This window comes from Streptosporangium lutulentum (genome assembly GCF_030811455.1).
In the GTDB taxonomy this organism is placed as follows: Bacteria; Actinomycetota; Actinomycetes; order Streptosporangiales; family Streptosporangiaceae; genus Streptosporangium; species Streptosporangium lutulentum.
In genome coordinates this window covers 762,843-779,969 of sequence record NZ_JAUSQU010000001.1, presented here as the reverse complement: position 1 = coordinate 779,969, position 17,127 = coordinate 762,843, and the positions used below count along the sequence as shown (strand labels likewise).

At 70.5% G+C, this 17,127-nt stretch carries 14 protein-coding genes; 10 read left to right on the top strand and 4 right to left on the bottom strand.

Annotation, left to right across the window (positions count from 1 at the left end):
* Nucleotides 1–38: 38 nt before the first annotated feature.
* Nucleotides 39–1,418 (bottom strand): hypothetical protein, encoded by a 1,380-nt coding sequence (locus tag J2853_RS03280; RefSeq protein WP_307554813.1) that lies wholly within the window; start codon nt 1,416–1,418, stop codon nt 39–41.
* Nucleotides 1,419–1,623: 205 nt separating this feature from the next.
* Here J2853_RS03280 and J2853_RS03275 point away from each other — a divergent pair, with 205 nt between their 5' ends.
* A complete protein-coding gene (locus J2853_RS03275) occupies nt 1,624–3,840 on the top strand; it encodes a thiamine pyrophosphate-dependent enzyme (RefSeq protein ID WP_307554812.1) in 2,217 nt (738 codons plus the stop codon).
* Between the two features lie 121 nt (nt 3,841–3,961).
* On the opposite strand, the gene J2853_RS03270 is transcribed toward J2853_RS03275, so the two are convergent.
* Genes J2853_RS03270 through J2853_RS03260 form a run of 3 tightly spaced genes read right to left on the bottom strand, consistent with a single transcriptional unit; the run spans nt 3,962 to nt 6,525 of the window.
* On the bottom strand, nt 3,962–5,104 hold the full coding sequence (locus J2853_RS03270; RefSeq protein ID WP_307554810.1) for a magnesium and cobalt transport protein CorA: 1,143 nt from the start codon (nt 5,102–5,104) through the stop codon (nt 3,962–3,964).
* 13 nt (nt 5,105–5,117) lie between these two features.
* Nucleotides 5,118–5,591, bottom strand: coding sequence for a nuclear transport factor 2 family protein (locus tag J2853_RS03265; RefSeq protein WP_307554808.1), 474 nt, complete (start codon nt 5,589–5,591; stop codon nt 5,118–5,120).
* Nucleotides 5,592–5,604: 13 nt separating this feature from the next.
* Complete coding sequence (locus tag J2853_RS03260) at nt 5,605–6,525, bottom strand: amidohydrolase family protein (RefSeq protein WP_307568584.1); 921 nt, start codon at nt 6,523–6,525, stop codon at nt 5,605–5,607.
* Nucleotides 6,526–6,608: 83 nt separating this feature from the next.
* Here J2853_RS03260 and J2853_RS03255 point away from each other — a divergent pair, with 83 nt between their 5' ends.
* From J2853_RS03255 to J2853_RS03215, 9 genes are all read left to right on the top strand, one after another.
* The gene (locus J2853_RS03255; RefSeq protein WP_307554806.1) at nt 6,609–7,322 is read left to right on the top strand and encodes a M50 family metallopeptidase; all 714 of its coding nucleotides are present in this window, start codon (nt 6,609–6,611) and stop codon (nt 7,320–7,322) included.
* Nucleotides 7,323–7,639: 317 nt separating this feature from the next.
* Nucleotides 7,640–8,371 (top strand): sensor histidine kinase, encoded by a 732-nt coding sequence (locus J2853_RS03250; protein WP_307554805.1) that lies wholly within the window; start codon nt 7,640–7,642, stop codon nt 8,369–8,371.
* A 147-nt stretch (nt 8,372–8,518) separates the two neighbouring features.
* Nucleotides 8,519–11,155, top strand: coding sequence for a class III lanthionine synthetase LanKC (gene lanKC / locus J2853_RS03245; protein ID WP_307554802.1), 2,637 nt, complete (start codon nt 8,519–8,521; stop codon nt 11,153–11,155).
* Between the two features lie 8 nt (nt 11,156–11,163).
* Nucleotides 11,164–11,307 (top strand): SapB/AmfS family lanthipeptide, encoded by a 144-nt coding sequence (locus tag J2853_RS03240; RefSeq protein WP_307554800.1) that lies wholly within the window; start codon nt 11,164–11,166, stop codon nt 11,305–11,307.
* Between the two features lie 34 nt (nt 11,308–11,341).
* Nucleotides 11,342–11,485, top strand: coding sequence for a SapB/AmfS family lanthipeptide (locus J2853_RS03235; RefSeq protein WP_307554798.1), 144 nt, complete (start codon nt 11,342–11,344; stop codon nt 11,483–11,485).
* Between the two features lie 34 nt (nt 11,486–11,519).
* Complete coding sequence (locus tag J2853_RS03230; RefSeq protein WP_307554798.1) at nt 11,520–11,663, top strand: SapB/AmfS family lanthipeptide; 144 nt, start codon at nt 11,520–11,522, stop codon at nt 11,661–11,663.
* A gap of 97 nt (nt 11,664–11,760) precedes the next feature.
* Nucleotides 11,761–13,434: an ABC transporter ATP-binding protein gene (locus J2853_RS03225; protein WP_307554796.1), complete on the top strand. Its 1,674-nt coding sequence runs from the start codon at nt 11,761–11,763 to the stop codon at nt 13,432–13,434.
* Nucleotides 13,431–15,122, top strand: a complete 1,692-nt coding sequence (locus J2853_RS03220; RefSeq protein ID WP_307554794.1) for an ATP-binding cassette domain-containing protein — start codon at nt 13,431–13,433, stop codon at nt 15,120–15,122. Before J2853_RS03225 ends, J2853_RS03220 begins: the two co-directional genes overlap by 4 nt.
* Nucleotides 15,119–17,125 carry a prolyl oligopeptidase family serine peptidase gene (locus tag J2853_RS03215; RefSeq protein WP_307554792.1) on the top strand — a complete coding sequence of 669 codons (2,007 nt, stop codon included), beginning with the start codon at nt 15,119–15,121 and terminating at the stop codon, nt 17,123–17,125. Before J2853_RS03220 ends, J2853_RS03215 begins: the two co-directional genes overlap by 4 nt.
* Nucleotides 17,126–17,127 lie beyond the last annotated feature (2 nt).

Below are 17,127 nucleotides of genomic sequence, written 5' to 3'. Positions count from 1 at the left end.
GTCAGGTCCGGGCCGGGGCCTCGGACCTGGATCTCAGCTCAGCGCCTGACCTTGACGTAGTCACTGCGGCTGGAGTCACCGTAGAAGTCGTCGTCGCCCTTGAAGACGAACTTCCAGTAACCCGAACCGTAAGCCACGGTCTTGGTGTAGAGCTTGCCGCTGCCGTTGGCCGACGTGGTCTTCACGTAGCGCCACTTCGTCGAGCCCGTGGCCTTGAAGTACAGCGCGACCTTGGCCCGGTAGCCCTCCCAGCCCCCGTCGTCGACCTGGAGCTTGCCCGTGAACCTGAGGTACTTGCGGTAGCGGACGGGCTCCGGTGAGGCGTTGAAGCTGATGACCCGGCTGGCCGCACGCTCCGGCTCCGGCGCGGGCTCCGGCTTGCGGACCGTCACGTGGTCGGTACGGCTGCCGCTGCCCTTGACACCGTCGCCGCCGCGGAACTCGGCACGCCAGTCTCCCGAACGCCTGGCCGTCACCGCGACGCCGAAGCGCCCGTTGTGGTCGGTCCAGTCGCTGCCCACCTGGCCCCAGCGGGACGAGCCGTCGGCGCGGAACAGGATGGCGACCTTCTGGCCCCGGTAGCCGTCCCAGCCGTGCCGGGTGTCGAGCTGCAGGCGGCCGCCGACGCTCAGCCTGTCGCCCTCGGTCACCGGATCGGGCCTGGCGCCGAAGTCGACGATCCGGCTGGAGCGGGCCTCGGCCCTGACGTCCACCCGGTCCGTCTCACTCCTGGCCTCGAGGCGGGTCGGCGAGCCGTCGTACTCGGCTCGCCAGTGGCCCGACTTGGACGCCTTGGCCTTGAGCCAGAACCTGCCCTGGCCGTTGGTCTCCACGCTGGCGGGGAGACGGCTGTAGGAACCGCCCAGCGGCCTGAAGGCGAGATGGACCCTGGCGTCGGGCACGGCGGCCCAGCCGCCGGCGCCGTTCTGCCTGAGCACGCCGCTGAGGGTGACCCATCCGCCCTCGCTCACGACCGAGGGGGTCGCCGCGATGTCGTCGAAGTCGGTCTCGTAGACCTGCTTCACGCTGAAGCCGGTGGACACGGGCGTCGAGTCGCCCACGACCGCCTGGAAGGTCCACGTGGTGGGGGTTGACTGGCGGTTGAAGTCCTTGGAGTACTTCCACCTGGCCTTGCCCGAGCCCAGGTCCGCGTCCTTCGACAGGTCGAACCTGGTCTCGACGCCGACTTCCGGCTTGATCACACCGGTGACCTTGGACGCGTCGTCCCTGGTCTCCGCGGTGAAGGTGACCTTCACCGTCTCGGAGCCCTTCACCACGATCGGGTTGGGGCTCACCGACACTGTGGTGACTGCGGGGTCGGCGATGCTCGTCCCCGCTGATGCCGTCGTGACCGGGCCCGCGACCAGCGTCGCGATGCCCAGTGCTGCCACGACGGCGACACGAATGCGTTTGACCATTCGGGCCTTCCGTCCTTCCCGTTGGTTTCACGCGGCTTGAGGGTGCCACGTCGTTCCACCAAGTAGACGGCTATAACAAGTCATGAGTTCATAAATCTGACAATCTGTTATGGAGGTCTGTCGAATAGGATCGATCCACTGACCGTGGCGGGCCAAACCTGTCAAGGTTGAGGACGAGACCCGACGATGAGGACATAATCAGACCGTGGTCCGCGACAGTGTTGAGACTCATTTCACCGAGGCGGTGGCCGCCCTCTCCCCCGGGGCCCCACGCGATCCCGGTCTGCCGGTGCGAGAGGGCACGAGCCTGACCGGGGCTCGCTGCCGTGAGCTGTTCGAGTTCCAACTCGGCAGCAGACTCCTGGATGTCACCGCGCGCTGGCTGCGCGAGCAGGACCAGGGCTTCTACACCATCGGTTCGGCCGGGCACGAGGGCAACGCCGCGATCGCCGCGACGCTGCGCACCACCGACCCCGCCCTCCTTCACTACCGTTCCGGGGCCTTCTACCTGACCCGGTCCGCGATGGCGGGGCGCCTGCCCGAGGAAGGGCTGCGCGACGTGCTGCTCGGCCTGACCGCCGCGGCCGAGGAGCCGATGGCGGGCGGGCGGCACAAGGTCTTCGGCCACCCCGGCCTGGCGGTGATCCCGCAGACGTCCACGATCGCCAGCCACCTCCCTCGTGCGGTGGGCGTGGCCTTCGCCATCGAGCGTGCCCGCCAGCTCGGCCTGCCGAGTGCCTGGCCGGACGACGCGATCACGGTGTGCAGCTTCGGCGACGCCTCGATCAACCACGCCAGCGCCCTGTCCGGGCTCAACACCGCCGCCTACGGCACCTATCAGGGCCTGGGGATGCCGATCCTGTTCGTCTGCGAGGACAACGGCCTGGGCATCAGCGTGCGCACCCCGCAGGGATGGGTCGAGGGGGCCCACCACCCGCTGCTTCGCTACTTCGCGGCCGACGGCTGCGACCTGGCCGACATCCACGACGTGGCGAAGAGCGCCGCCGAGCACGTTCGCACCCACCGTGCCCCGGCCCTGCTGCACGTCAGCACGGTCCGGCTGATGGGCCACGCGGGTTCCGACGTGGAGCTGTCCTACCGGACGAAGCGGGAGATCAACGGCGACCTGGAGCGTGACCCGCTCGTCGCGACCGCGCGCCTGCTGGTCGAGGCCGGTCTGATCACCCCCGACGAGTTGCTGCTCCGCTACGAGACGACGCGAGAGCACCTGCTCAAGATGGCCATGGAGAGCTCGCGGCGACCCCGGCTGATCTCGGCCGCAGAGATCATGGAGCCGCTTGCCCCGCGCACGCCCGCGGCCGTCGCGCAGGCCAGCGCCGTGGCCGCGGAGGCGGAGGCCAGGAGCAGGGCCTTCGGCGGCAGGCTGCCCGAGCAGGAGGGTCCGCTGACCCTCTCCCAGGCGATCAACCGGACCCTGACCGACGCTCTGGCCGTCCACCCCGAGATGCTGGTCCTCGGTGAGGACGTGGCCCGCAAGGGCGGCGTCTACGGCGTCACCCGGGGCCTGCAGAAACGCTTCGGCCTGGGAAGGGTGTTCGACACGCACCTCGACGAGCAGGCCGTGCTGGGCCTGGCCCTTGGCTCGGGGGTCTCCGGGCTGCTGCCGGTGCCCGAGATCCAATATCTGGCCTACCTGCACAACGCGCTCGACCAGATCCGGGGCGAGGCCGCGACGCTCTCCTTCTTCTCCCAGGGCGCCTTCCGCAACCCGATGGTGGTGCGCGTCGCCTCCTACGCCTACCAGAAGGGCTTCGGCGGTCACTTCCACAACGACAACTCCATCGCCGCGCTGCGTGACATCCCCGGTCTGGTCGTGGCCTCCCCCGCCCGGCCCGACGACGCCGCCTCGATGCTGCGCACCTGTCTGGCCGCCGCCCGCGCCGACGGCAGCGTCTGCGTCTTCCTTGAGCCGATCGCCCTCTACAACACCCGCGACCTGTTCGAGGACGACGACAAGGGCTGGCTCTCGCCGTACGTCCCTCCGGCCCGCTGGGCGGAGACCCACATCCCGATCGGCCGCGCCCGCAGTTACGGCGACGGCCGCGACCTGACCATCGTGACCTTCGGCAACGGCCTGCGGATGAGCCTGCGCGCCGCGGTCAGGCTCACCGCGGAGGGGTTCAGCTGCCGGGTCCTGGACCTGCGCTGGCTCTCCCCGCTGCCGGTGGAAGACCTGATGCGGGCGGCGGAGCTGACCGGCAAGGTGCTGATCGCCGACGAGACCCGCCGCACCGGGGGCGTCTCCGAGACCGTCATCGCCGAGCTGCTCGACAGGGGTTTCACCGGCAAGATCGCCCGGGTGACCTCCTCCGACAGCTTCATCCCGCTGGGCGACGCGGCCAAGCACGTGCTGCTGTCGGAGGACACGATCGAGGAAGCCGCCCGCAAGCTGCTCGGTTGATCCCGGCCCGCGGCTGCCGGAGCGGCCCGCCACCGCCCGGCGGCGGGCTCGCCCGGGGTCGAGGACCTTCCCGCCGCCGGTCCGGCGCCCGGCGCTCGCGACAGGTCCCGGTGTTCGACGCCTACAGCCAGTCGCGGCGTTTGAACACCATGTACAGGGTCGTGCAGACCCCCGCCATCAGGAGCACCGCGAACGGGTAGCCCCACGCCCAGTGAAGCTCGGGCATGACGTCGAAGTTCATGCCGTAGATGGTTCCGACGAGGGTGGGCGCGAACAGGATCGCGGCCCAGGCGGAGATCCTCTTGACCTCCTCGTTCTGGGCGTTGCTGGCCTCGGTGAGGTTCGTCATGTGCTCGTTCTGGGCCTGGGCGACCATGGTGGAGTTGACCACGAGGATGTCGTGGAGCATCTGGCGGAAGCCGCTGACCCGCTCCGCCACGGTGATCGCGTGGTCGGCCACGTCGCGCAGGTATCGCTGCAGTTCCCCGTCCACCCCGTATTTGACCGCCCCCGCGATGAGACCCTCGATCATGCCGAGCAGCGGCTGGGTGGCCCGCTGGAACTCGATCACCTCTCGCGACAGCTCGTAGATGCGGCGCGAGACGCCGGGCTCGTTGCCGAAGACCTGGACCTCGATCTCGTCGATGTCGTTCTGCAGGCCGGCGACCACGGGGGCGTAGCCGTCCACGACCGCGTCCAGGATGGCGTAGAGCACCGCCTGCGGCCCCTGGCCGAGCAGCTCGGGGTCGTCCTGCATCCGGCTGCGGACCTGGGAGAGGTCGGGGGCCTCGCTGTGCCGTACGGTGATCACGAAGTTGTGGCCGACGAAGACGTGCAGTTCGCCGAAGTCGACCTCCTCGGCCTCGTCGAGGTATCTGGCCGGGCGGAGCACCACGAACAGCGTGTCCCCGTAGCGGTCAGCCTTGGGCCGCTGGTGGGCGACGATGGCGTCCTCGACCGCCAGCTCGTGCAGGTCGAACTCCTCGGCGACGTTGAGGATCACCGCGTCCTCGGGCCGGTAGAAACCGATCCAGGCCATGCTGCCCGGAGTGTTCTTCAGGCTTTTGAAGGCTTCTGGCAGCGACTCGGGAGTCGTGGTCCGGCAGCCGTTCACGTAGATCGCGTTGTCGATGATGTGCGACCGGGGCGGGATGGGCTTGTCGTCCGTGGAGCGGGGGTCCATCGACCGCTCGGGAGAGTCGCGGACGACGCCGGAACGTCCGCGGACCAGGCTCCGCAGGCCACGCACTCGCCGGTCGGTCACACGCGTCTCCCCGTCAGGCCTTCATGAACTCTTGCAGTGACTGCGTCGCCCTGCCCCTGACCGTGGCGCGAAACATCGGGGTCCAGCCGAAGAGGAGCCCGACCGGCTTTCCCATGGCCATCCTCGACCACCGCCTGAAGTCGAACTCGTCGTGGTGCCGGACGATCAGTCCTTCCTCGAAGCGGAACAGGGCGTCGACCTCGTTGACGACCGGCCTGCCCGTCTGGCTGAAGGTGTAATGGGCGGTCCAGTGCGCCGTGCCCTCGTGGTCCTGCGCGGTGATGTCGCGTGCGGTCACGGTGATGTCGGCGCTGCGGCCGAGAAGCATCCGCCACATCCCCATGACCTTGTCCCGGCCTTCGAGATCCTGGAAGACGGGATCGCCGAAGGTCGCGTCGGGGTGGTAGCACCGTTCCATGGCGTCGGCGTCGCGGCGCCCGAAAGCGTCGTAGAACCTCTTGATGAGGGCGACGTTCTCCTCGTTCACAAATATCTCCCGATCATCCCTGGCCTGGTGGCCGAGTGTAGTCGGGAGCGAGATCGAGGAGACGGTCGGCGTTGTCCCAGCACACCGCTCGCAGCCAGTCGTCGCCGAGGTCGAGGCGCTCCAGCGCCTGGAGCTGGTGCGCGTAGGGATACGGGATGTTCGGGAAGTCGCTGCCGAGCAGGACCTTGCCCGCCAGCCCGAGGTCACGCAGTCGCGGCTTGAGGCGTGCGGGGAACGGCATGCGGCGCTCGGAGAAGTCGGTGAAGGCCATCGTGGTGTCGAGCCGCACGTGGGGGAACGCCTCGGCCACCTCGAAGAACTCGTCGTACTCCGGCATGCCGAGATGCGCGATGATCACAGGCAGGCGGGGGTGGCGGGACAGCACCTCGGTGATCGGCTCCGGGCCGGTGCACCGGCCGGGCAGGGGGATCGAGCTGGCGTGGACGACGACCGGGACACCCCGCTCGGCCAGCAACCCCCACACCTCGTCGATCTCCTTCAGCCTGGGATCGAAGTCGCCCACCTGGAGGTGGACCTTGAAGACGCGCGCACCGCGGTCGAGCGCGTCCCGCACGTAGTCGAGGACCCCATGCTCGGGGTAGAAGGTGGCCGAGGGGAGACATCCGGGGGTACGGCGGGCGAAGTCGAGCGTCCAGGCGTTGAGGCTTTCGGCCATGTCGGGCCGGTGCGCGTACGCCAGGGCGGAGAACACCTTCACCCCGAGGTCCTTCAGCCGCGCGACCCGCGCCTCGGCGGACACCCGGTAATGTATCCGCCACCCCTTCCCCATCAGCGGGCCACCGTTCTCGAAGTGGTGCCAGACTCGGCGCTCCATGCGCTCGGGCAGGAAATGGACGTGCACATCCGCCAGACCGGGCAGGCCCAGATCGCGCCACCAGGTGGAGGCTTCGGCGTCCGTCAGTTCCGGAATCATGTTCCGCACAGCCACGACTTTATCGCGAGCAGACCACCTCCCATGGGACGCTTTGCTCCGACGCCGAGAAGGAGAAGTGAACGTTGTCCGAGGTCTGGGTGACTCTGACCACGGCCGGTGCGGGGCCTCCCCCGCTGGTCGTGCTGCTGTCCGCGCTGGCCGCACTGGTCGTGGTGTCATGGTCCACCTCGTGGCAGCTCTCCCGGGGCCTGATCACGATCGCCCACGAGGGCGGGCACGCGCTGGTGGCGCTGCTCACCCGGCGCAAGCTGCAGGGCATCCGGCTGCACTCCGACACCTCGGGCGTCACGCTGACCCGGGGCAGGCCGACCGGTCCCGGGATGATCCTGACCGCCGCCGCCGGATACGTCGCGCCGTCCCTGCTGGGGCTCGGCGGGGCGTGGCTGACCTCCTCCGGCTACGTGACGGTGCTGATCACCCTCGTGATCGGGCTGCTCTTCTGCATGCTGCTGATGATCCGCAACCTGTTCGGCGTGGTGAGCCTGCTCGTCACCGGTGGCGCGATCTTCGCCTTCACCTGGTACGCGGCGCCCGACATGGACGCGGTCCTGGCCTATCTGGCGGTCTGGTTCCTCCTGCTCGGGGGCTTCCGGCCGATCATGGAGCTGCAGCGCAAGCGGCGTCACGGCCGCGCCCCCGACTCCGACGCCGACCAGCTGGCCCGGCTGACCTTCCTGCCCGGCGGGTTCTGGGTGCTGTTGTTCCTGCTCGTGGCGGCGGCCTCCCTGGCGGGCGGCGCCTGGCTGCTGTCTCCGGTGCCGCTCGATTTCGGCTGAGAACCCGCTGAGAACCCGCTGAGAACCCATCGCCCGGCGGGGGGCCGGTCGTCTCCCCGGTGACCGCGTCCGGCACCGGGGGCATCCACTCCGGCGCCTCACCTCGCGACGGAGGCGGGAGCCGTCGGAGCGCTCGCAGCTGATTAAATACGTTATCGAAGCATGCTATGGCATGGTTCGATATGATTCTTTCTGGTCTGCCGATAACCTGGAGTATCGCCCCTACCCCGAAGGCTGAAAATTTTCTAATTTATTATCGTCTGTGCCGTTCCACCGGTGAGAGTCGGTAGATGTTTCATCCCACGAGCTTTGCCGGAATGGTCGCCATTGGGATCTTCCTGATCTCACTGGGCATCATGATCTTTCTGACGCTGCGGATCAGACGGCTCCGCGCCGAGAAGGACGGCGCCGTCGCCCTGGCACAGGAGCAGCAGGAGCAGTTCGCCCGCGACGTACACGATCTCGTGGGGCACTGGCTCTGGCTGGTCTCCATCAGGAGCGAGCTGGCCTACCGGCACGCGGCCGGCGACCCACGCCTGCGCGGGGAGCTGAGCGAGATCCTGCAGGCGGTGCAGCACGCCACGCACGCCGTACGGAACGTGTCGACCGTCTATCGGCAGCTTTCGCTCCAGGGGGAGACGATGCGGGCCGAGACCCTCCTGTCGAACTTCGGGGCCTACTGCTCGGTACGGATGGACGTCACCGACCTGCCCGGAGACGTGAGCGCCACGCTGGGGACCGTGGTCCGCGAGAGCGTCACGAACATGCTGCGGCACAGCGGGGTCACGAGATGCGCGATCGAGCTGACCGAGCACAGCGGCCGTCTACGGCTGACGATCGCCAACGACAGAGCGAACCGGCGAGCCGGCGACGAGGCGGACGGCAGGGCCGGCTCCGGGGCTCCCGGGAGAGAGACGGAGTCCACCGGCAGTGGCCTGGGCAATCTGCGGCACCGCGTGGGCAAGCTCGGCGGCACGGTGCGCGTCACAGCCGGCGAGGACGGCTGGTTTGTCCTGATCGCCGAATTGCCGGTTAATTTTCCCGAATAACTTTCACATCCACCATAAAAGCGCAGGTAGCTCACACCGTCACGACTAGACCTGTGAGATTCGCACATATGAATGGTTTAGTTTGTAACTAGTGATTCCTCGGGTTATCCGTAAGTCTCTCTTCTGGAAGACAGCAGGGAGAATGTCGTGGATGACCAGTATGAGCTTTACTGCCTGGCGGATCCGCTCTTTTATGACACGCTTGACGGCCGCCGAGGCAATCACCCCGATTTTGCGCTGACCGCCCGGGATGTTCCGGACGGCTGGGGGCACCAGGCGACCGACACCTGGATGCACTACGCGCCCCTCGCCGGCCAGACGCCGTCACAGGGCTGGAAGATCCATGTGTCGGCGTGCCTGGAGGACGCCGAGCGCGCCGTGGAGACCGTCTGGGACTACTGCGTGCCACGCGGCATCGGGTTCAAGTTCCTGCGCAGCCGCTCGGTCATGACCATGCTGAACTCCAAGGCCGCCCCCCGCGGGTCCAGCGGCAAGCTCGTGACGATCTACCCCCTGGACGAGACCCAGCTTGAGCTCACGCTGAAGGAGCTCGACGAGTTGCTCCGGGGCGTCGAGGGGCCCTATATCCTCAGCGATCTGCGCTACGGCGAGGGCCCGCTCTTCGTGCGGTACGGCGGCTTCGCGGCGCGGCACTGCCTGGGTGAGAACGGCGAGCAGGTGCTCGCCATCGAGGACGTCGACGGGCGGCTGGTCCCCGACGTGCGGGGGCCGTCCTTCAGCCTGCCGTCCTGGATGACGCTGCCCGCGTTCCTGGAACCTCATCTGGCGGCCCGCAACGCGGTCACCACCAACGGCCTGCCGTACGAGATCGAGAGCGTCATCCAGTTCTCCAACGGCGGAGGCGTGTATCTCGGGCGGGACACGCGCAGCGGCGAGCAGGTGGTGCTCAAGGAGGCTCGCCCGCACGCCGGACTGGACGCCGCGGGCCGCGACTCCGTGACGCGCCTGGCGCACGAACGCGACATGCTGGATCGCCTGGCCGGACTCGACTCGGTGCCGCAACTGCTCGACTACTTCACCCTCGGCGAGCACCACTTCCTGGTCCAGGAATTCGTCGACGGCAACCCGCTGCAACGGCTCCTCGTGCGGAAGTACCCCCTGACCCGGGCGAACTGCGACCAGGAGACCCTCGCCGAATACACCTCGTGGGTGCTCGACACGCTCCCTCAGGTCCGGCGGGCGGTCGAGTCGCTGCACGAGCGGGGAGTGGTCTTCGGGGACCTGCACCCCAGCAACATCCTCATCAGTGGGGAGGGCCGCCTGGTTCTGATCGACTACGAGGTCGCGACCCTCTCCGCTGACCGTGCCCGCGCCGCCCTCGGCCATCCGGCCTTCAGCGCGCCGCCCGGCAGACACGGCGTCGACATCGACGCCTACGCCCTCGCCTGCCTCTGCCTGGGACTGTTCGCCCCCCAGCTCACGATCATGCTGCCTCTGGACCGCACCAAGGTGGTCCAGCTGGCCGGGCTCATCACCGAGACCTTCCCCGTGGCGCCGGAGGTGATCGACGAGGCCGTCCGGACCATCGCCGGCGCCGACCCGATGACGGTGCGACCCCTGCCCCGGCTCGGCCGGGACGGCTGGCCGCAGATCAGGGAGGCGATGTGCCGGGCGATCCTGGCGAGCGCCACTCCCGAACGCGAGGATCGGCTCTTCCCCGGCGACGTGGCCCAGTTCCAGCCCGGCGGGGGCGTGAGCCTCGCCTACGGCGCGGCGGGAGTGCTCTACGCGCTGGACGCCGCCGGGGCACCGCGCCTCCCCGAGTACGAGGACTGGCTGCGCCGACGCGCGCCGGCCCCGGATCCGGGAACGGGCATCGGGTTCTACGACGGGCTCCACGGCGTGGCCTACGTCCTGGACCTGCTCGGACACCGCCAGGACGCGATCGACACCGTGGATCTGTGCCTGCGGGAGAAGTGGGACTCGCTCGAACTGGGCCTGTTCGGCGGGCTCGCCGGCATCGGGCTGAACCTCCTCCACCTGGGCGGGACGGCCCGCGAGGCGACGTTCACCGAGCTGGGGCTCCGGATCGTCGACATCTGCTCGGACAGGCTCGGCGGACCCGACGACGTGCCGGAGATCAGCGGCGGCGCCAATCCCCGCGCCGGGCTGATGTACGGCTCCGCGGGCCCCGCGCTGCTCTTCCTCCACGCCTACGAGCGGACCGGTGACACGGCGCTGCTCGACCGGGCGGCCGTGGCCCTCCGGCAGGACCTGCGGCGGTGCTCCTCCAGCGAGGACGGCACGCTCCAGGTCACCCAGGGCTGGCGCACCCTCCCCTACCTGGACGAGGGCTCCGTGGGCATCGCCCTGGTCCTCGCCCGCTACCTGGCCCACCGCGAGGACGAGGCTTTCCGGACCGCGCTCGGCGCCTGCCGGCTCGTCACCCAGGGGCGATACTTCGTGCAGTCGGGGCTGTTCACCGGCCGGGCCGGCATGGTCGCGACCCTGGGCACGGGACTGGGACCCGCACCGCACGATCCCGACATCGACCTGGCCGAGCAGATCCGCGGACTCGGCTGGCACGCGCTGCCCTACGGCGGCGGGCTGGCCTTCCCCGGAAACCAACTGTTCAGGCTTTCCATGGACTTCGCGACCGGCACGGCCGGAGTCCTGTTCGCAGTGAGCACCGCGCTGAGTGAGCGCCCGGTGTTCCTCCCCTTTACCGAGCCGCCCGGCGGCGCAGGAGCCCTGTCCACGGCACTGCCTGCGCACGAACCCGCCGAGCGGCTTCGCTCCTACGAGTCACTGAAGGAGGTGTAACTACAAAGATGGTACTTCTCGACCTCCAGAATCTGGAAGCCCCCACCGGCGGCGGCGGCCACGGTGGTGGCGGTGGCGGAGGCAGCACGCTCACCGTTCTCGGGTGCGCGTCGGTCACCCCGAGCAACCTCAGCCTCATCCTCTGCCACTAGTCGTTCCGGTCTCTCAAAAAAGCGAGGTAACACCATGGTTCTTCTCGACCTCCAGTCCCTGGAAGCTCCCGGCGGCGGCCACGGCGGTGGCGGCGGTGGCGGCGGCGGCAGCACGCTGACCGTTCTCGGCTGCGCCTCGGTCACCCCCAGCAACCTCAGCCTCATCCTCTGCCACTAGTCGTTCCGGTCTCTCAAAAAAGCGAGGTAACACCATGGTTCTTCTCGACCTCCAGTCCCTGGAAGCTCCCGGCGGCGGCCACGGCGGTGGCGGCGGTGGCGGCGGCGGCAGCACGCTGACCGTCCTGGGCTGCGCCTCGGTCACCCCCAGCAACCTCAGCCTCATCCTCTGCCACTAGTGAGCAGGGTGCCCGGGACGGCCAGCGACGGCGGCCGTCCCGGGCACCGCCCTTTCCCAGGCCTTTCCACAGACCATGAGCTCCACGAGGAGGAACGGTGCGGACGGCAGATCGGCTGGTGCTCCAGACCGTACGGCGCGGCGGCCCCTGGCTGAGCGTTCTCGCCGTCACCTCCGTCGTCGGCGCCCTCGCGGAACTGGCACTCCCCCTCGTCCTGGGCCGGACGGTCGACAGTCTCGTCGCGGCCGACCCCGGCGGCGGATCCTGGCTCGGCGCCTGCGCCCTCATCGTGACCCTGGCCGTGCTCTGCGACACCCTGGGCGTCTGGGCCTCGGGATCCAGCAGCGCGCAGGCCACGGCGTGGCTCCGCGGCCGGGTCGCGCGGCACGTCCTCGGGGTCGGCCAGGCGATGACCCACCGGTTCTCCGAAGGAGACCTGGCCACCCGGATGGGCGTGAACACCGAGGAGGCCGGACGCGCCCCCGAGTCGCTCGTCACCGGGGCGGCACTGATCATTCCCACGGCGGGCAGCGTCGTGGCGCTCACCCTCATCGATGTCTGGCTGACCCTGACCCTGGTCACCGGCCTCGTCCTCATCGCGCTCGTGCTCCGGGCCTTCCTCAATGTGAGCACCTCGATCGCCGGCGACTACCAGGAGGCGCAGAGCGACATCGCCGCCCGCCTGGTCGACGCTCTCGCCGGAGCCCGCACGATCGCCGTGGCCGGCACCGCCGATCAGGAGAGGGCGCGGGTGCTGACCGCCCTGCCCCGGCTGCGCCTGCACGCCATGGAGATGTGGCGGGCCAACGCGAAGGCCGGCGTGCAGGCGGGCATCGTGGTGCCGATGCTGGAGGTGGCCGTGCTGGCGGTGGGCGGGCTGCGTCTGGCGGCCGGTGAGCTCACGGTCGGGGAGCTGTACTCCGCCGCCCGGTACGTCGTGCTCGGAGCCGGTCTCGGCGCGGCGCTGGGCTACGTCAACCGGCTGGCCCGGGCGCGTGCCGCCGCCGGTCGGATCACCGAACTGATCGCCGAGAGGCCGAGGGCGTACGGCGTGCAGCCGCTGCCCGCCGGCCCCGGCACCCTGGAGCTGCGCGGCGTCACCGCCGACGGGCTCGCCGACGTCGACCTCGTCGTCCCCGGCGGATGCGCGGTGGCCGTGGTCGGCCGCTCCGGCACGGGCAAGTCCCTGCTCGCCGCCCTCGCCGGACGGCTGGTGGACCCCCTGCACGGGACGGTCTCCCTCGACGGCGTGCCGCTGCCCCGTCTCTCCCCCGAGGCGCTGCGCCAGGCCGTCGGCTACGCCTTCGAACGCCCGGCGTTGATCGGCGGCACCATCGCCGGGGCCATCGGCCTCGGACTCGACGACCCCGACCCGGAGACCGTGCGCGCGGCCGCCCGCGCGGCGTGCGCCGACACCTTCATCCGGCGACTGCCCGGGGGGTACGACACGCCGCCGGGCGAGGCGCCCATGTCCGGCGGGGAACGGCAGCGACTCGGCCTGGCCCGCGCCTTCGCGCACGGCGAGCGCCTGCTCATCCTGGACGACGCCACCTCAAGCCTGGACACCGTCACCGAACGCCAGGTCGGCAGGGCGCTCGCCGGAGAGCTGCGCGGCCGTACGCGCCTGATCGTGGCCCACCGGGTCGCGACCGCGGCGACGGCCGACCGGGTGATCTGGCTGGACGGCGGCCGGGTGCGCGCCTACGACAGCCATCGCACACTGTGGCGCGATCCCTGCTATCGGGCCGTCTTCCAGGCGGGCACCCCGTGAACCGCCCCGTGCGCCGGGCGCTCAGAAGAGACCCCTACCAGCTGATCAGGCTCGGCGCCTGGTCCGTCGCGGAGACCGCGCCCGCTCTCGTCATCGGTCTCGCCATCGCCCGGGCGATCGACGAGGGCTTCGCGGCCGGCCGGCCGGGCACCGGCTTCGCCTGGCTGGCCGTCCTCGGCGGCGCCTGGCTGATGGCCGCGGTCGGCGCGCGGCAGGTCGTGATGGCCGTGGCCGCGATCGTGGAGCCGTTCCGTGAGGATCTGCTCGCCCACGTCGTCGACGGCGCGCTACACCGGTCGACCACGTCGGGCGGCGGCCCCGGCACGGGGGCGGTGGCCCGGTCGAACCTCCAGGTCGAGCTGGCCCGCGACGCCTTCGCCTCGGTCATCACGGTGGTCAGGTCCTTCGTCTTCACCGTGGTGAGCGTCATGGTCGGCCTGACCACCCTCATCCCCGAGGTCCTCGTGCTGGTCCTGCCCCCGTTCGTGGTGGGACTGGTCCTCTTCCTGCTCTCGCTGCCCGCCCTGGCCAGGCGGCAGCGGGCCTTCATCGTGACCGACGAGCACACCGCCGAGTCACTCACCGAGATGGTCGGCGGGCTCCGCGACATCACCGCCTGCCGTGCCGAGGCCCGGGTGGCCGCCATGGTCGGCCTCCAGGTGACGGAGCAGGCTCGCGCGACGCGGTCCCTCGCCCGGGTGACCGCGCTGCGCACGGTGTCGCTGGCGGTGGGAGGGTGGCTGCCCGTGCTGCTCGTGCTCGCCGGCACCCCCTGGCTGATCAGCCGGGGAGCCGGCGCCGGAGTGATCCTCGGCGCCCTGGCCTACATCACCCAGTCGCTGGCCCCGGCGCTCGGCAACCTCGTGGAGGGGCTGGGGATCAGCGGGGTCCGGCTGCGGGTGTCGCTCGACCGCATCCTGCACTCGGAGGAGCCCCCCCACCGGCAGGCCGGGCGGAGTCCCGCCCAGGGCTCCGGAGTCGAGCTGCGCGGCGTGACGTTCGCCTACGGGCCGCACGCGGAGCCGGTGATCGACGACCTCCATCTGTCCGTCCCCGAGGGGGATCACCTCGCCGTGGTGGGGCCCAGCGGCATCGGCAAGTCCACGCTGGCCGCGCTCGTCACCGGCACGCTCAGGCCCGGTTCGGGGCGGATCCTGGTGGGCGGCGTCCCCGCCGGGGACCTCGATCCTGCGGGCCGGGTGCTGATCCCCCAGGAGGCCTACGTCTTCCGGGGCTCCCTCATGGAGAACCTGACCTATCTCGCCCCGGCGTCCGCGGGCGCCGTGGAGGAGGCCGTGGCGGCGGTCGGCCTCACCGCCCTGGTGACACGGCTGGGCGGTCACTCCGCCGGGATCCACTCGGGCATGCTGTCACCGGGCGAGCGCCAGCTGATCGCCCTGGCCCGCGCCTACCTGGCCCCGGCCCGGCTGGTGATCCTCGACGAGGCGACATGCCACCTGGACCCGGCGGCCGAGGCCCGCGCGGAGGAGGCGTTCGTCCGGCGCGGCGGCACGCTCCTCGTCATCGCCCACCGGCTCACCTCGGCGCTTCGCGCGAGACGGATCCTCGTCATGGACGGAACCAGCGTCCTGCTCGGCGGGCACGAGGAGATGCTCGCCGCCTCCCCCCTCTACGCGGACCTGGTCGGCCAGTGGAACCCTTCGAACACCCAGGAGCTGGTCCCATGATCTACCCACCCGCCGAGCGGCAACCGATCGTCGACGACCTCCACGGCCGTGCCGTACCAGACCCCTACCGGTGGCTTGAGGATCCCGAGAGCCCGAGTACGCGGAGCTGGCTGGCCGCCCAGGACGACCTGTGGCGCGGCCACGCCGCCACGCTGCCCCGCCGCGACGGGTGGCGCGCCCGGGTGTCCGAACTCACCGGCGCGGGGACGGTCGGCGCACCGCTCTGGCGGGGCGGGCGCCGGTTCTTCCTGCTCCGTACGGCCGGGCAGGAGCACGCGGTGCTCCGCACCACCGGTCCCGACGGCGCCACCGAGACGCTGATCGACCCGATGGAGCTCGACCCCAGCGGGCTGACCACGCTCGACAACTGGCAGCCCGACCTGGACGGACGGCTGCTCGCCTACCAGCTGTCCCGGTCCGGGGACGAGCGGTCGGAGCTGCGGGTCATGGACGTCGGCACCGGACGGATCGTGGACGGCCCGATCGACCGTTGCCGCTACTCACCGGTGGCGTGGCTCCCCGACGGGAAGTCCTTCTACTACGTCCGCTCCCGCCAGGTCTGCCTGCACCGGCTCGGCACCCCGGCCGCCGACGACGTCGTGATCCGCGGAGCCGACCGCTCCTACGGTCTGGGACTCAGCCACAGCGGGCGCTGGCTGACGATCTCCGCGGCGTCCGGCGGCGGCAACGACCTCTGGCTGGCCGACCTGTCGAGCTCCTCCCCCGAGCGTCCGGACCTGCGGGTGATCCAGGAGGGGGTGGGCGCGGTGACGGTGTCCACCGTCGGCCTCGACGGGCGCCTGTACCTCCTCACCACCCTGGACGCGCCCCGGGGCCGCCTGTGCGTCGCCGATCCCGCTCACCCGGAACCCGAGCACTGGCTCGACCTGGTCGGCCCGGATCCGGAGGCGGTGATCGGCGACTTCGCGATCATCGGCGACGGGGTGCTCCTCGTCGGCCGGACCCGGCACGCGATCAGCGAGATCAGCGTCCACGACCTGCGCACCGGGGAGCGGCGCGGCCAGGTGCCGCTGCCGGGGCTGGGAACGGCCGGGGGGATGTCCACCCGCCCCGAAGGCGGTCACGAGGTCTGGTTCACCTACACCGACGGCGTCACCCCCTCAAGCGTGCACCGCTACGACGCGCGCACCGGGCAGACGTCGCTCTGGGCCTGCGCGCCGGGCACCGTCGAGGTGCCGGAGCTGGAGGCCCGCCAGGTGGTTTACCCCTCGGCCGACGGCACGGCCGTGCGGATGGTCGTGCTCGCCCGGCCGGGGACCGGGCCCCGGCCCGCGATCCTGTACGGCTACGGCGGGTTCGGGCTCTCGCTCACGCCCTCCTACTCCAGTTACATCCTGCCCTGGGTCGAGGCGGGCGGGATCTTCGCGCTCGCCCAGCTGCGCGGCGGCGGCGAGGAGGGCGCGCAGTGGCACCGCGACGGCATGCTCGACCGCAAGCAGAACGTCTTCGACGACTTCACCGCGGCGGCCGAACGGCTCATCGCCGACGGCTGGACCACCGCCGGGCAGCTGGGCATCTGCGGCGAGTCGAACGGCGGGTTGCTCGTCGGCGCCGCCGTCACGCAGCGCCCGGACCTGTTCGCCGCCGCCGTCTGCTCGGCCCCGCTGCTCGACATGGTCCGCTACGAGCGGTCGGGGCTCGGTCCCTCCTGGCGATCGGAGTACGGCTCGGCCGACGACCCCGAACAGCTGGGATGGCTGCTGGGCTACTCCCCCTACCACCGGGTCACGGACGGGGTGGACTATCCGGCGACGCTGCTGACCACGTTCGGCGGCGACTCCCGGGTGGACCCCATGCACGCCCGCAAGATGTGCGCGGCACTGCAGCGGGCCACCTCCGGTTCGCGCCCGATCCTGCTGCGTCACGAGAACGGGGTCGGGCACGGGTCGCGGTCGGTCAGCCGGTCGGTCGACCTGGCGGCCGACATGCTCGCCTTCCTCGCCGAGCACACCGGGCTGAGCGACCAGGCCGGCGACCGCTAGCG

Bases quoted from the DNA above. Each gene is read 5' to 3' on its own strand.
- J2853_RS03215 (WP_307554792.1), top strand. From the start codon at position 15,119: ATGATCTACCCACCCGCCGAGCGGCAACCGATCGTCGACGACCTCCAC.
- J2853_RS03280 (WP_307554813.1), bottom strand. From the start codon at position 1,418: ATGGTCAAACGCATTCGTGTCGCCGTCGTGGCAGCACTGGGCATCGCG.
- J2853_RS03230 (WP_307554798.1), top strand. From the start codon at position 11,520: ATGGTTCTTCTCGACCTCCAGTCCCTGGAAGCTCCCGGCGGCGGCCAC.
- J2853_RS03240 (WP_307554800.1), top strand. From the start codon at position 11,164: ATGGTACTTCTCGACCTCCAGAATCTGGAAGCCCCCACCGGCGGCGGC.
- J2853_RS03235 (WP_307554798.1), top strand. From the start codon at position 11,342: ATGGTTCTTCTCGACCTCCAGTCCCTGGAAGCTCCCGGCGGCGGCCAC.
- J2853_RS03250 (WP_307554805.1), top strand. From the start codon at position 7,640: ATGGTCGCCATTGGGATCTTCCTGATCTCACTGGGCATCATGATCTTT.
- J2853_RS03260 (WP_307568584.1), bottom strand. From the start codon at position 6,525: ATGATTCCGGAACTGACGGACGCCGAAGCCTCCACCTGGTGGCGCGAT.